Origin of the sequence: Rhizobium sp. RU36D (assembly GCF_900176345.1) — a bacterium.
Classification (GTDB): Bacteria; Pseudomonadota; Alphaproteobacteria; order Rhizobiales; family Rhizobiaceae; genus Allorhizobium.
In genome coordinates this window covers 1-14,146 of record NZ_FWXU01000012.1, presented here as the reverse complement: position 1 = coordinate 14,146, position 14,146 = coordinate 1, and the positions used below count along the sequence as shown (strand labels likewise).

General features: G+C 63.5%; 10 protein-coding genes. 7 read left to right on the top strand and 3 right to left on the bottom strand.

The genetic code is table 11. The features are described 5' to 3' along the window. Positions 1-325 precede the first annotated feature (325 nt). The 4 genes from B9A97_RS15740 (at position 326) to B9A97_RS15725 (ending at position 6,322) form a co-directional block, all read left to right on the top strand. Complete coding sequence (locus B9A97_RS15740; RefSeq protein ID WP_084366310.1) at positions 326-3,541, top strand: molybdopterin cofactor-binding domain-containing protein; 3,216 nt, start codon at positions 326-328, stop codon at positions 3,539-3,541. Positions 3,542-3,685: 144 nt separating this feature from the next. Continuing rightward, positions 3,686-4,171: a (2Fe-2S)-binding protein gene (locus B9A97_RS15735; RefSeq protein WP_084366309.1), complete on the top strand. Its 486-nt coding sequence runs from the start codon at positions 3,686-3,688 to the stop codon at positions 4,169-4,171. Between the two features lies 1 nt (position 4,172). Further along, positions 4,173-5,687: an aldehyde dehydrogenase family protein gene (locus B9A97_RS15730; RefSeq protein ID WP_084366308.1), complete on the top strand. Its 1,515-nt coding sequence runs from the start codon at positions 4,173-4,175 to the stop codon at positions 5,685-5,687. A gap of 143 nt (positions 5,688-5,830) precedes the next feature. Further along, the gene (locus B9A97_RS15725; RefSeq protein WP_084366307.1) at positions 5,831-6,322 is read left to right on the top strand and encodes a YciE/YciF ferroxidase family protein; all 492 of its coding nucleotides are present in this window, start codon (positions 5,831-5,833) and stop codon (positions 6,320-6,322) included. 586 nt (positions 6,323-6,908) lie between these two features. Here the strand turns inward: B9A97_RS15725 and B9A97_RS15715 are convergent. Both B9A97_RS15715 and B9A97_RS15710 read right to left on the bottom strand, forming a co-directional pair. After that, a complete protein-coding gene (locus B9A97_RS15715; protein WP_084366306.1) occupies positions 6,909-8,282 on the bottom strand; it encodes an FAD-containing oxidoreductase in 1,374 nt (457 codons plus the stop codon). Further along, positions 8,279-8,761, bottom strand: coding sequence for a DUF4126 family protein (locus B9A97_RS15710; RefSeq protein WP_084366305.1), 483 nt, complete (start codon positions 8,759-8,761; stop codon positions 8,279-8,281). Before B9A97_RS15710 ends, B9A97_RS15715 begins: the two co-directional genes overlap by 4 nt. Positions 8,762-9,135: 374 nt before the next feature. Here B9A97_RS15710 and B9A97_RS15705 point away from each other — a divergent pair, with 374 nt between their 5' ends. From B9A97_RS15705 to B9A97_RS15695, 3 genes are all read left to right on the top strand, one after another. Further along, the gene (locus B9A97_RS15705; RefSeq protein ID WP_084366304.1) at positions 9,136-10,509 is read left to right on the top strand and encodes a 50S ribosomal protein L11 methyltransferase; all 1,374 of its coding nucleotides are present in this window, start codon (positions 9,136-9,138) and stop codon (positions 10,507-10,509) included. 189 nt (positions 10,510-10,698) lie between these two features. Then, positions 10,699-12,357, top strand: coding sequence for a hypothetical protein (locus B9A97_RS15700; protein ID WP_084366303.1), 1,659 nt, complete (start codon positions 10,699-10,701; stop codon positions 12,355-12,357). Positions 12,358-12,731: 374 nt separating this feature from the next. After that, entirely contained in the window at positions 12,732-13,613 is an 882-nt protein-coding gene (locus B9A97_RS15695) for a tyrosine-type recombinase/integrase (protein WP_179145305.1), read from the top strand. Here the strand turns inward: B9A97_RS15695 and B9A97_RS15690 are convergent, their stop codons facing one another. Beyond that, positions 13,614-13,973, bottom strand: coding sequence for a DUF1515 family protein (locus B9A97_RS15690; protein ID WP_084366301.1), 360 nt, complete (start codon positions 13,971-13,973; stop codon positions 13,614-13,616). It lies immediately after the preceding gene. Between the last annotated feature and the right edge of the window lie 173 nt (positions 13,974-14,146).

The window sequence follows — 14,146 nt, the reverse complement described above, 5'->3', positions numbered from 1 at the left end:
CCCTCTGGCTTGCCAGCCATCTCCCCCTCAAGGGGGGAGATTGGCCCATGGTGACGCCTCTTTCAGGCAACACAAGGGTGTATCTGGGGGGCGGACGTCAATCTTGGTGCCTTCGCCATACCCCCCTCTGCCCTGCCGGGCATCTCCCCCTCAAGGGGGGAGATCGACTCGTGGCGATGTCCCTGCCTTTCCCTGGCCATTCAGGGCCAATTCATAGGGCGAGCCGGTGCGACAATCGGATCTCCCCCCTTGAGGGGGAGATGGCTGGCAAGCTAGAGGGGGGTACCAGCGCTCCAACATTCCTACTCCCACAAAGGCGCGCCGCATGAAGTTGTTGCGTCCCGCCTCCGCCGCCGAAGCGATTGCCTTGTTTGCCGAGCATGACGGTGCTCGCTTCGTCGCCGGCGGGACGGCGTTGCAGTTGGAATGGGCGAAGGGGCTCAGAAAGCCCGATGTCATGATCGATCTCACTCGGTTCAAGACGGGTGCAGCGGTGACGAAGGACGATGGCAGTATTAGGATTGATGCGTTCGCCACGCTCAACTCCCTGATCGCCGCGCCCGAGATGGAAGCGCACCTGCCGCTGTTGCAGACGGCGCTCAAGAACGTTGCCGGGCCGGCGGTGCGCAATCTTGCAACGATTGGCGGCAATATCGCGGGGCGCACCGGTTGCCTGCTGCCGGCACTGCTGGTGCTTGAGGCGGAGCTTGAGATTGTCGATGCCGGCGGGTGCCGGCGGGTGCCGCTGGACGCCTGGCTTTCCGCGCGCTCGGAAGGACCGCAACTGATCACGGGCATCGTGTTGAAGCCGCAGCCGGCCAACGCCCGCTTTACCTTTCGCAAGACGGGGCTGAGAACCGCTTTTGCCCCTGCCGTCATCAATGTCGCTGGCGTGCTGGAGATCGATGACGGCGTGTTGGCGGCTGCGCGGCTTGCTGTTGGCGGCGGGGTGGTGACGCCGGCGCGCCTCGCAACGCCAGAGGCACTGCTGACTGGCAGAGCGTTTGACGATATCGACTGGGCTGCCGTGCATGCCTGCCTTCTTGCGACCATCCAGGCACCCGATGACGACTTCCGCACCGGCTCTTATCGGCAGCGGGTCGGCGCCAATGCGTTGGTCCATGGGCTCGGTGGGTCCCTGCCCGGGCGTCGCCTCACGCCCTCGTCCAAGCCCGTGCAGCCGGCGGAGCCGCTAGCAGAGGAGATCGAATTGTCGCGCGCGCGGCAGGACAATCGCTGGTTCACGCGGCCGGATATCGAAGCAAAAATCGCGGGCACCCTTCCCTATCTGACCGATGCGCGGGCCGACGGCATGCTGGTCGGGCGTATCCTGCGGGCCGGCGTGCCGCATGCGAAAATCCTGTCGATTGACACGACGGCGGCGGAAGCGCTGCCGGGTGTCGTGGCCGTGGTGACCCATCGCGATATCAAGGGCGCGAACGCCTTCGGCATCGTGGTGCAGGACCAGCCGGCGCTGTGTTTCGACAAGGTGCGCTATATCGGCGATCCCGTGGCGGCGGTCGCGGCCGTGGATGCGGAGACGGCCGAACGGGCGCTTGCGCTGATCAAGGTCGATTACGCGCCGCTGCCGCTTGTCGACAGTCCCGAGGGCGCGCTTTCGGAGGGCGCAGAACCGGTTCACGCCTCGGGCAATCTGCAGCGAGAACTGGTCTTCAAGCGCGGGGACATCGACAGCGGCTTTGCCGAGGCGACCCATGTGGTGGAGGCTACCTATATCACGCCGCGGCAGATGCACGGTTTCATGGAAACCGAGGGCGGCCATGCCTTTGTCGAGCCTGACGGCACGCTCAACGTGTTTGTCGGCGGGCAGCATGGCGGGCGCGACCGGCTGCAGCTGTCGCGTATCCTTGGGCTTGCCGAAGAGAAGATCCGGGTGGTGACCTCGCCCACCGGCGGCGCCTTTGGCGGCAAGGACGAGTTGACGGTGCAGCCGGCGCTGGCCCTGCTGGCACTGAAATCGGGGCAGCCGGTCCGGCTGCAGCTGTCGCGCGCGGAATCCGTGATTGCGGGCCAGAAGCGCAACCCGATGACGATCCGCATGAAGACCGGATGCGATGCCGCTGGCCGTCTGGTGGCGCAGGAGGTCGAGGTGCTGGCCGATGCCGGCGCCTATGCCTCGCTCGGCCCGGGCGTGCTGGAAACGGCGCTGGAACATGCTGTCGGGCCTTATGTCGTGCCCCATGTCGCCACCCATGGGCGGCTTGCCTATACCAATAACGGGGTCTGCGGCGCGTTTCGTGGTTTTGGCGCCAACCAGATGACCTTTGCGGTGGAATGCCAGATGGACCGGCTGGCGGCGCTGACGGGGCTTTCGCCGATCGAGATCCGCGCCCGCAATCTCCGCGAAGCGGGATCGCCCGGTTATCTCGGCCAGGTGGTTTCGCCTTCGGAGCGGGTGGCGGACATGCTGCAGGCGGCACAGGCTTCGCCAGTCTGGCAGATGCCAAGGGGTGAAAGTGCCGACGGCGAATGGGTTATCGGCAGCGGCATGGCGCTGAACTATCAGGGCAATGGCCTTGGCTCCGTGGTGCCGGACCCGGCCGGCGGGCGGCTGGCGCTGACGAAGGACGGCATGATCGAGGGCGCCTATGGGCTTGACGAGATGGGCCAGGGGCTGCTGCCGTTGATCCAGGCGACGCTGTCGGCCGAACTTGGCTGTGCCCGCGACGATGTGCGGCCGCTGATCGGCGATACTCGGCTTGCGCCGGAATCCGGCTCCACCACGGCCTCGCGCGGCACCTATGTGGTCTGGGCCTCGGCCAGGATGGCGGCCCCCGAGTTTATCAGCCAGATGCAGGCGGCAGCGGCAAGGCTGCTGGGGCGTGATGCCGACGATCTGGTGCTGGCCCCCGGCGGCATGGCGGAGCGCGGATCCAACAGCGGTGAGATCCTGATCAGCTACCGGGACCTGGCGGAAGGGCTGGCCGAGGACGAATTGCCTGGTGTCACCGTGGCCTATGAGTTTCCCAAGACCGACTATCCCAACGCCAATGCCCGCTACATCTTTGCTTTCGGTGCTGCTCTTGCCCGGGTGGCGGTGAGCCGCGTGACGGGCGAGGTGCACGTGCTCGATCTCAACCAGCACACGGCGGCCGGGCCTGTCATGGATGTTGCGGCCTATCTGGGGCAGCTGGAGGGCGGCGCGATCCAGGGGCTGGGCTTCACGCTCAGCGAAGATGCGCCGATGCGCGACGGGCGCTATCTTACCGCCAATCTCGACACCTATATGCTGCCCGGCATCCAGGACACGCCGCGGTCGCTGAAGATCTTCGCGCTGGAGGGGCTGGACCCCGGCGACGATCTCGGGCCTCGCGGCTCCGGCGAACTCGGCATCGGCGCGGTGACCCCGGCGATTGCCAACGCCGTGGCAGCGGCGATTGGCTATTGGCCTGAGGTGACGCCGTTTTCGGCTGAGGGGATCTTGGAGGCGGTTGTTGGTTGCGACAAGGGTGGGATGGGCCGTGACAAAACCCTCTCTGCCCTGCCGGGCATCTCCCCCACAAGGGGGGAGAAGACCTAGTGCTGCCCGCTCGCGACACACCAACGTCAATGACTGGGCGAGGCGCCGCTCCCAGCGTTTCTCCCCCCTTGTGGGGGAGATGGCCGGCAGGCCAGAGAGGGTCTTTACATTTGGCGACAACTCTACCGTGGGATCGGTGACCGCATGAACACAAGCTTCACCCTCAACGGCCAACTCACCACCCTCACCTGTCCTGTCGATACCCGGCTCGCCGATATCCTGCGAGAGCACCTGTCGATGACCGCGACGAAGGTCGCCTGCTCGGTCGGGCGCTGCGGCGCCTGCACGGTGCTGATGGATGGCAAGGCGGTCAATGCCTGTCTTGTGATGGCCTATCAGCTAGACGGGGCCGAAATCATGACCGTTGAAGGGCTGGAGGCGCATCCACTGGCTTTAGCCCTGCGCGCGGGGCTGGCGGAGGAGAATGCCTTCCAGTGCGGTTATTGCGCACCGGGTTTTTCCATGGCGCTGGCAGCGCTGCTGACCGAAAAGCCCGATGCCGGGGAAGACGAGATCCGCGCCGGGCTGGAGGGCAATATCTGCCGCTGCACCGGCTATCATTCCATCATTCGCGGCGCACTGAATGCCGTGAGCCGCATCCGCGAGGCAGGCCTCGCCCTGGGAGCATGACATGACCATAGCCATCACCACCCCGGAACCCCGCAGCCTGGGCGCCAAGGCCTTTCTTGCCGCAGGGCCAAAGAAGATCCTGATCGACGGCATCTGGCGGGAGGCCGGCGATGGCCGCCGCTTCGAGAGCTTCGACCCCGCCTCCGGCCGGCTTCTGGCGGAATTGGCGCAGGGCACGGCTGAGGATGTCGACGAGGCGGTGGCCTCAGCGCGGCGGGCGCTGACCTCCAGGGAATGGCAGGGGCTGACACCCTCCAATCGCGGCAAGCTGCTCTGGAAGATCGCCGAACTGATCGACGCCCATGTCGAGGAACTGGCAGAGCTTGAAACACTGGACCAGGGCAAGAGCTACAAGACGGGCCGGTTTGGCGAGATCCCGGCCTCTGCCGAGCAGTTCCGCTATTTCGCCGGCTTCTGCACCAAGATTCTCGGCACCACCATCCCCACTTCGATCGGCTACCAGCCGGAGGGCAAGCAAATCTTCGCCTATACCACCCGCGAGCCGATCGGCGTGGTGGCGGCGATCACGCCGTGGAACTCGCCGATGCTGATGGCGGCGATGAAGCTGGCGCCGGCGCTGGCGGCCGGTTGCACTGTGGTGCTGAAGCCCGCCGAGGAAACCTCGCTCACCGCCATCCGGCTGGTCGAACTGATGCTGGAGGCCGGCCTGCCCAAGGGCGTCGTCAATCTGGTGTCCGGGTTTGGCGAGACGGTCGGTGCGGCGCTGACGGCGCATCCCGATGTCGACAAGGTGGCCTTTACCGGCTCGACCGAGGTGGGCAAGCTGATCGTCGGCGCGGCCCAAGGCAATCTGAAGAAGCTGACGCTGGAGCTTGGCGGCAAGTCGCCGGCCATCATCATGCCCGATGCCGATATGGCGCTGGCCATTCCGGGGGTGGCCCGCGGCATCTTTTCCAATTCCGGCCAGGTCTGTGTCGCCGGCTCGCGCGTCTATGCACATCGCAGCGTGCATGACCAGGTGGTGGAAGGATTGTCGAAGGCGGCCGGTGCGCTCACCCTCGGCCACGGGCTTGACCCCGCAACCGATCTCGGGCCGCTGGTCAACCGCAAACAGGCCGATCGTGTCGCGGGTTTCATCGCCGAGGGACGCGCCGAGGGGGCAGAGATTGCCGCCGGTGGCACCCAGCACGGCGAATTCTCGACCTTCTTCGATCCGACCGTCGTGACTTCCGTCCGGCCCGACATGCGGCTGATGCGCGAAGAGATCTTCGGGCCTGTCGTTGCCGTCACCCCCTTCGACGACGTGGAGGAGGCGATCGCCTTTGCCAATGACAGTCCCTATGGCCTGGCCGGCAGCGTGTGGACGCAGGACCTGTCCAGCGCCCATCGGCTGGCGGCACGCGTCAAGGCGGGCACCATCTGGATCAATTGCCATTCCTATTTCTCGCCGGAGCTGCCCAAGGGCGGCCACCGGCAATCCGGCTGGGGCTATGAGAATGGTGCACCGGGGCTCGACAACTACCTGGAGACGAAGACGGTCTGCGCGGTGATCTAGAAGACCGCAAAAATGTTCCCTGGAATGCAAGACTTTTCGCGTGAAAGAGTCTGTCCGAACGATGGAACTGTCCTGCAACTCCTCCGTTAACCGATGCGCCCGATGGAGAGGGGCGCCTACCGATTAACAAAGGGATAGCCGAGATGAACAAGGAAAAGAAGCTTGAGGACCTGTTCCTCGATACGCTGAAAGACATCTACTACGCCGAGAAGAAGATCCTGCGCGCGCTGCCGAAGATGCGCCGCGCCGCATCGTCGGCCGAGCTGCAGCAGGCATTCGACCTGCACCGCGAACAGACCGAAGGCCAGATCGAGCGCCTAGAGCAGGTTTTCGAACTGATGGGCAAGAAGGCCCGCGGCAAGACCTGCGACGCCATCGAAGGCATCATCGCCGAAGCCGAAGAAATCATGGAGGAATTCAAGGGCCAGCCTGCGCTGGACGCCGGTCTCATTTCCTCGGCCCAGGCCGTCGAGCACTACGAGATCGCCCGTTACGGCACGCTGAAGCGCTGGGCCATGGATCTCGGTATGAAGGATGCCGCCAAGCTGCTGGACGAGACCCTGCAGGAAGAAAGCCAGACCGACCAGAACCTGTCGAGCCTGGCCGAAGGCAAGGTCAACAAGAAGGCCGCTTAAGGTCTTCTACATCGCCCGGAAGTGCGATGGTGAAAGCCCCCTTCGCGGGGGCTTTTGCATGTCTTGGGGTACGTGTATGTCAGTTGCTTATTGGGAGGTCGTCGGCAAGCCGACATATCGGTGGTTCACCCCCCTCTGGTCTGCCGGCGTCCGGCATTGCAACCGACTCACGGGATCGATTGCTCGGCTTCGCCGACCACGCCTCATCCCCCCACAAGAGGGGAGATCCTATGGCCGAGGTCGCTAGCCAACATGCGAATTCTAGCATACGCGATACCCCCCTCTGCCCTGCCGGGCATCTCCCCCACAAGGGGGGAGATCGGTTTGCGGAGACCGCTCGCCAACATGCATTTCGTAGCATGCGCCAACCCCCCTCTGGTCTGCCGACCATCTCCCCCTCAAGGGGGGAGATCCGATTGCGGAGACCGCTCGCCCAAAACACCCGACGTTTGCTGGCTTGGCTGGCGGGGCACCGTTCTGCTGATCTCCCCCCTTGAGGGGGAGATGGCTGGCAAGCCAGAGGGGGGTATGTTGAGCGCGAACGCCCAAGAGGCGCACCGCAAAGACAACGTTACCTTGCAGCCCCTCACCCAGCCTTCATCTCCAGCACCACCGTCGGCCAGAGTTCAGAGACCGTGGGGTGGATCGGCACGGCCCAGCGCAGGGTGTCGAAGGTCGCATCGGCGTTCATCAGGTCGAGGATGCCGTGGATTGCCTCGTCGCCGCCGGTGCCGAGGATCGATGCGCCGAGGATTTTTCGTGTGTCGGCATCAGCGATGAGCTTCATGAAGCCCAACGTCTCGCCCTTTTCAACAGCGCGACCCACGCGCGACATCGGTCTTGTTCCGACAAGGATATTGCGACCGCTCTGGCGCGCCTGGCCTTCCGTCATGCCGACACGGCCGAGCGGCGGGTCGATGTAGAGTGCATAGCCGAGCACCCGGTCGGAAACCTTGCGGCTTTCGCCATCCAGCAGGTTGGCGGCGAGGATTTCGAAGTCGTTATAGGCGGTATGGGTGAAGGCGCCGCGGCCGTTGCAATCGCCCAGCGCCCAGATGCCCTCGACATTTGTGGCGAGATCGTCGCCAACCTTGATGTAGCCGCGCGTATCGGTTTCCACACCCGCCTTGTCCAGGCCGAGATCATCGGTGTTCGGACGCCGGCCGACCGCCAGCAGCACGTCGCTGCCGATCACCTCAGGCGCGCCCTCAGTGCAATCGACCCCGACCGCCACACCGTCCTCATGCCAGCGGAAACGAATGCATTCGGCGCCGGTGCGAATGCGAATGCCCTCGCCTTCGAGGATCTCGCGGATCGCCTGCGACACATCCTCGTCCTCGCGGCTGACCAGGCGCGGTCCCTTCTCGACCACCGTCACCTCAGCACCGAACCGGCGATAGATCTGGGCAAATTCCAGCCCGATATAGCTGCCGCCAACGATGACGAGATGCTTCGGCACCCGGTCCAGCACAACGATGTCGCTGTTGGTCAGGTAGGGCACATCCTGGATGCCTGGAAAATCCGGGATCGCCGCACGGCCACCGACATTGAGGAATATCTGCGGCGCGGTCAGCAGTTCCTCGCCGACCCTGATGGTGGTCGGGCTTTCGAACCGGGCATGGCCGCGGATCAGCGTGCAGTTTTCCATGCTCTCCAGCCAGCTTTCATTGCCGGCGCGGGAATCCAGCGTCACCTGATAGGCGCGATCCCGTACCTTCGCCATATCCACCCGCACAGGCCCGGTCGGGATGATGCCGTAATCGGCGCCGCGGCGGGCAAGATGGGCAGCATAGGCTGACGCGACCAGCGTCTTGGTGGGCTTGCAGCCGGTGTTCACGCAGGTGCCGCCGACATGCTTGCGTTCGATGATCGCGACCTTGCGCCCGGCATCGTTCAATCGACCGGCAAGCGAGGGGCCGGCCTGGCCGGCGCCGATGATGATCGCGTCGAAGGCTCTCATGCAGTTGCTCCGATGGCCGCTGGCAGCAACAGGACGATGACGATGGCCGCAACGATCGCAACCGCATCCTCAATGAGGCCAGCCGGCAGATCGGCCTCAAAGATCTCGGCCAGCTTTGCGCGTGCTGCCGCCCCGCCATAGGTGCCGATGACCGCGCCGATCACACCGGCGATCACGCCGAGGATCCAGCCACCATGGGGCATGCCGATCGCGGCACCGGCGAGAGCGCCGGTAAGAAGGCGCGCGCCGAACTGCTGCGGCACCTTGCGGCTCGGTGTCGACGGCAACTGGTCGGTGACGAATTCGAACGCCGCCAAAACGGTCAAGAGACCCACGGCCCAGATGGACCCCATGAAGGCCAGCCAGGAGCCGGAGAGATCGAGAAGGCCGGTATAGGCAGCCCAGGCAATGGCCGCGGGCGCCGTCATGGCGCGGAGGCCGGCGACGATACCGATCAGGAGGGAAAGCTGGATGAACATGACAACTCCATGGAGATTTCAGTCTTGGAAAAGCGCTGGTGCCGGAAGAATGGCCTCGGTGCCGGGCCGTCGGCTTGCTGCCCAAGCCATGTTTCTACGCGCCCCCATTTCGACCTCGTGACGGACAGCGGCCCGCCGGACGGTGATGTTTGAAATTGCACAGCAATCGTCTGGTCCGAAGACCTGGCCTTGTTGTCGTCTCAGGCGCGATTAGGCCCTGTTCCGACCATGGAGTCAAATGCCTTCCAGTGGTCCTTGCCGACGGGCGAAAGGCCTCAGCCGCCGCTTGTGCAACAGGCTTGGACAAGACTGGCACGTTAGCACTGGCTGAAAATATCGAGGCCGCTCGCAGCCGGCCTGGAGCAAGGGATATCATGACCAGCATTGACATCAACGACAGACATACACGCGCCCGCAAATCCCTTGATACCGCCATGGGGCTACAGGCGGCAGGACAGTTGGAACTGGCGCAGAGGGAATATGCCCATGTTCTGGCAGCGGAATACCGCATGCTGGACGTGCTGCCGCTGCTTGCCGGCGTCGTGGCCAAACGGGGCGACCGGGAACTGGCACTCTATTACTGGGATAAGCTTCTGACGCAGCATCCCGGGCATGTGGTGGGCCTGATCGAAAAGGGCATGCTGCTGCATCAGCTGTCGCGCTATGGCGAAGCCGTGGACTGTTTCCGCATCGCCAAGGCGATTTCGCCGACCAATACCGTGGTGCGCACCAACCTGTCTGTCGCGCTGGCCGATGCCGGCCGGACAGACGACGCGCTGGTGGAACTGTCGCAGCTTTTGACTCTGCAGCCGGGCAACATCCATGCCGCCCATCAGTTCCGGCGGCTTGCGGCGACCGTCGTGCCCTTCTGGCATCCGGCCATGATGAACGATGGTGTCCGCAACGATGCCTTCGAGGCGGCGATCCTGCGTGCTGTCGAGCGTCGCGGGGCGGATGCGCAGGTGCTGGATATCGGCACCGGCAGCGGCCTGCTGTCGCTGATGGCGGCACGGGCCGGGGCGCAGAACATCGTGACCTGCGAGATGGTGCCGGCGGTGGCGCGCACGGCCGAGCGTATCGTCGCTGCTAACGGCTATGGGGAGGCCATCAAGGTGTTCGGCAAGAGCTCCACGGACCTCTCTGTCGGCAGCGAATTGCCCCGCAAGGCCGATATCTTCGTCTCCGAAATCCTGTCGAGCGACCTGCTGGCGGAAAACGTGCTCAAGACCTTCGAGGACGCCCATGCGCGCCTGATCGAGGACGATGCCATCATCATTCCCCGGGCCGCGCGGGCCATCGGCTGCCTGGCCGACAGCCAGACGCTATCGAATTACGCCCATGTCTCCGATGTCTCCGGCTTCGACATGACCTTGTTCAATTCGCTTGCGCCGCAACGCCTGCCGCTGCATGGCGCCATGACGGACTGGACACGGTTGTCGGACGATTTCGAACTGGTCTCGGTCGACCTGACCGCCCGCAGCTTTGCGCCGGAACTGCGCAAGATGTCGATCACCGCCAAGGCCGATGGCCGCGCCACCGGCGTCGTGCAATGGCTTGATGTGGATCTCATCGACGACATCACCTTCAGCAACCATCCCGACCAGGCCCATGAAGGCCATTGGCTGCAGGTCCTCCACACCTTCCCCGAGCCTGTCATGGTCAAGGCCGGCCAGACGATCGACCTCGTTGTCGGCCACGACAAAACCAGCATCATCGTGGTGCCGGCCCCGGCCAAACCGGCGAGATAGCAGGGCGGCGGGTCTCGGCCCCGCCCCGACCATCCGCACATCAAAGCCTTGACGTCGAAGGGCTTTGCCTTGACAGGAGAGACGCATATTCATGCGTCCCCGCGATGATCGGCTGATGTAACTCGCCCAAGCCATTCTGCCTGACGTCGCCGACGCAGATCATCCGCCAATTCGCGACGGAGCGTTTTCATGCTTTTCAGTCTCTTCCTGATGCTCAAGACTTTGTATCAGGTGGTCCTGGTGTCCTATCTCACGCTCTGGCCCGTACTTGTTTTTCGAAACAGCGGCGCTGACAGCAGCAAGGCCATTCTCGCGCCCGTTATCGGTATCCTATGCCTGGCGGTGCTGGGTGCGGGCCTATGGTTCTTCCCCTGGTTCCGCAACGATTTCATCCGCTGGGGGCTCTTGGTGGCCTTTGCCCTGCCGATCGTGTTTGCGGTCCGGTCAAAGGACGTTCGATTCCGGATCTCGCTTCCCTATGCCCTGTTTGCTGCGGTCATGCTTCAGGCCCTGATTATCGGCAACAATCCCCTGCCCATTTCGCAGGAATTCATGCCCGGCTCGGTTCAGCCCGGCCGGATGATCGCAGCGCCTTCCGACCATGAAATCCCCTTCGCGACCGCCGACTACTTCCGCCACAACTATGATGGTGTCGAAAAGGTCGAGGACTATTTCGGTGAGTGGGGTCTGACGTCGCGCGGGCCGCTGGTTCCATTCGGCATCAACGCGCTGTTCTTCCTGCTCGGCATTGTCGGGGGTGGCCAGGAGTTTGCGTCGATCTATGGTTGGCTCACGAACGCGCTGGTGATCCTCGGCGTGTTCCACCTGACACGGTCTCTGACGCCGGACCCGGCACGCACCAATCTCGCCCTATTCTGGGCGGCGCTCTCGCCTGTGGTCCTGATCAATACCGTTTTCACCTGGCCCAAGCTTCTGGCGATCTATCTGTTGCTGCTCGCCGTTGCCTTCATCATCAGGCGCAGGCTCTACCTGGCAGGCTTCCTCACCGCATTGTCGTGGCTCAGCCATCCCGTCGGAGCGCTGATGATCCCAGCTTTGGGCCTGTTCGTGCTGACCAGGACACCGGACGGCGAAGGGCCGTGGATCGCAAGGGCGGCGCGCTTCTGCATGCCGGCAGCCATAGCGGGCGCTGCCACCATGGCACCCTGGCTGGCTTTCAAAGTCCATCTCGGACAGCCAGATCCCTTCGCGGCCTATCTTCTTGGTCGAGGCACGGGATTTGAAGCCGCGACCACGTTTCAGGAATGGATTTCGCCGCGGATCAGCAACATCTATTACACGCTGACGCCCTTTGCCATTTACAACGACGGCCTGATCAAGGCGTGGCTTCTCGGACCGCTGAACGATGCATCCAGATGGCTTATCCAATATTCAAAAAGCCTTCCGGGACAGCTGGGTTTCGTGGCCGCGGCCGCGGCCTGCGTCTCCATGCTGTTCCATCGCTGGAACCGCCAGTCGGCGGCTTTCGGCGGCAGCTTCATTGTGGCCGCCCTGTTCGTGATGGTCGTGTTCTGGGGCTATTCCGCCGACGGCCTGGGGCGCAACTCGCTGGAACCCGTGACGATCCTGCTGATCGTCTTCGTCTGCGCCTATGGGGAGAAACTCGCGCTTTTGACGCCTGTCATCCTGGTGACCGCCGCTGCCGAGACCATCATGCTGTCCCTGCTGCAGTTCGCGGCCGATGACGGCTTTACCGCCCAGATGCATGTCCCGCTGAAAATGATCGCGCTGACCGCGGCCCCGGTGATCTCTGCGGCCATTCTTTATGCGTCCGCGGGGCTGTCGAAGCAATTTGCCGCCCGGCCGGCAGGGTCTGCGTCGGAATAATCGGCGCGCCCTGCCACGTCGGGCACCAGAAGAATGCACGGTCGACAAAGCCGTCCGGGGGTTACCGGGCGGCACAGATGTGTTTTCCTGACGGCAAAAACGAAAAAACCTCGCCGAAGCGAGGTTTTCGAACTGGTCGGAGTGGAGTGATTCGAACACTCGACCCCCACGTCCCGAACGGAGATGGCGTCGCGAAAGCCCAGGAATTCCGGGGCGGACACGTCATTTTGATCACCGTCCGTTCCGGTTTCGTCCAGTCATTCGGTCCGCAATCGGTCCGTAAACTGGAATGTTCTGGTCACAGGGATACGAACCTTCGACCCGTGCCCGTGACCCTCTTCAAGAATGTTTTTCTGGTATCTTGGGAGACCGTAATGGACATGTCATTCCGCCCCACGGGCGTTACTCCAATACACCTTTCCGACATCCGCACTGGCCGCAGCTTTCGCGAGGCGGCGGATGCCTATATCAAGTCCGGCGGCGAGCAGCGCTATCTTCCGCCGATCATCGACTATTTCGGCGATCGGCCGCTGGCATCGATCTACCCTGCCGACATCAGGGAGATGGCGGAAGTGATCTATCCGCTCGCCAAAGGATCAACGCGCAATCGCCAGGCGGTGACGCCGGCGCGTGCGGTGCTGATGTGGGGATATGACAAGGGATGGTGCGGGTTGATCCGCGTGCGGCGGTTCAAGACGGACAAGCCAAAGCGCCTCAAGGCCGCGTCGCCGCTATGGATGCACGACTTCACCCGTCAATGCGATCGTGACGTCCTGCCACATCTGGCCGCGATCGTGATGTTCATGGCGCAAACCGGCGCCAGAATCAGCGAGGCCGTCGCGCTACGCTGGAGCGAGGTGGACCTGAACGCCCGGACGGCCTTGCTGCTCAAGACGAAAACATCGACCAACTCCGTGCGCTACATCACGGATGGACTGGTCGGGCGCCTACGCGATCTCAGGGTGGACCAAAGCGCGGATGACCGCGTATTCCGCTACACCTCTCGGCACTCGGTCAATGAGCGGATCAAGGCTGTGTGCGAGCGGGCCGGCATCGAAAACAAGCCGCCGCATACCTGCGGTCGACGCACCTTCGCCACCAGGGCGATCGATCTCGGAATGGATGTCCGCACAGCCATGACGGCCGGCGGATGGGAAAGTTCGTCGGTCTTTCTGGAAATCTATGTGCAGCCCCGCGTCAATGCCGGGCGCATGGTCGCCGATCGCTTTGCGCTGGACGACGTCGCCAACGCTTGATCAGCCAAGACCGATCTTCATCGCGATCCATTTCCAGAACAGCACAACGGCGCCGCCGATCGCAGCGGCGCCGGCGCCAAGCAGCATCTGCATGCCGATGAACCGTTCCTTCCACCGCTTGATCTCGTGCATCACGGGTTTTGCCTCGGCAAGGTCATCCGCCAGCCGCTCGATATTCGCCTTGCTGGTGGAGTGTTCGGCCCGCAAGGCTTCCAGCTCCTTATAGATGCGTGACCGACCGTCGCTGGATTCCTGCCGGCTCACCTGAATTTGCGGGGCAAGGGCGGCGAGCTGCTGCTGCATCGCGGATATCTGGCCTTCCAGCTGTCCGATCGCACGATGCAACGCCTCATCCGCCATGGTGATATCCTGTTGAATTGTAGTTGGTGGTAAAAATGATGAAGGGCCGGCCTTGCGGCCGGCCCTGAGACGTACAGTTGATGTGAGGGCGTTGGGGATATACTCTCTGGCCAAGTACGCGTGCTGATCGTAGATTGCGCCGCTGGCTCCCTTTTGAGGTAGGCGTTAGGATG

Bases quoted from the DNA above. Each gene is read 5' to 3' on its own strand.
- B9A97_RS15740 (WP_084366310.1), top strand. From the start codon at position 326: ATGAAGTTGTTGCGTCCCGCCTCCGCCGCCGAAGCGATTGCCTTGTTT.
- B9A97_RS15735 (WP_084366309.1), top strand. From the start codon at position 3,686: ATGAACACAAGCTTCACCCTCAACGGCCAACTCACCACCCTCACCTGT.
- B9A97_RS15730 (WP_084366308.1), top strand. From the start codon at position 4,173: ATGACCATAGCCATCACCACCCCGGAACCCCGCAGCCTGGGCGCCAAG.
- B9A97_RS15725 (WP_084366307.1), top strand. From the start codon at position 5,831: ATGAACAAGGAAAAGAAGCTTGAGGACCTGTTCCTCGATACGCTGAAA.
- B9A97_RS15715 (WP_084366306.1), bottom strand. From the start codon at position 8,282: ATGAGAGCCTTCGACGCGATCATCATCGGCGCCGGCCAGGCCGGCCCC.
- B9A97_RS15710 (WP_084366305.1), bottom strand. From the start codon at position 8,761: ATGTTCATCCAGCTTTCCCTCCTGATCGGTATCGTCGCCGGCCTCCGC.
- B9A97_RS15705 (WP_084366304.1), top strand. From the start codon at position 9,136: ATGACCAGCATTGACATCAACGACAGACATACACGCGCCCGCAAATCC.
- B9A97_RS15700 (WP_084366303.1), top strand. From the start codon at position 10,699: ATGCTTTTCAGTCTCTTCCTGATGCTCAAGACTTTGTATCAGGTGGTC.
- B9A97_RS15695 (WP_179145305.1), top strand. From the start codon at position 12,732: ATGGACATGTCATTCCGCCCCACGGGCGTTACTCCAATACACCTTTCC.
- B9A97_RS15690 (WP_084366301.1), bottom strand. From the start codon at position 13,973: ATGGCGGATGAGGCGTTGCATCGTGCGATCGGACAGCTGGAAGGCCAG.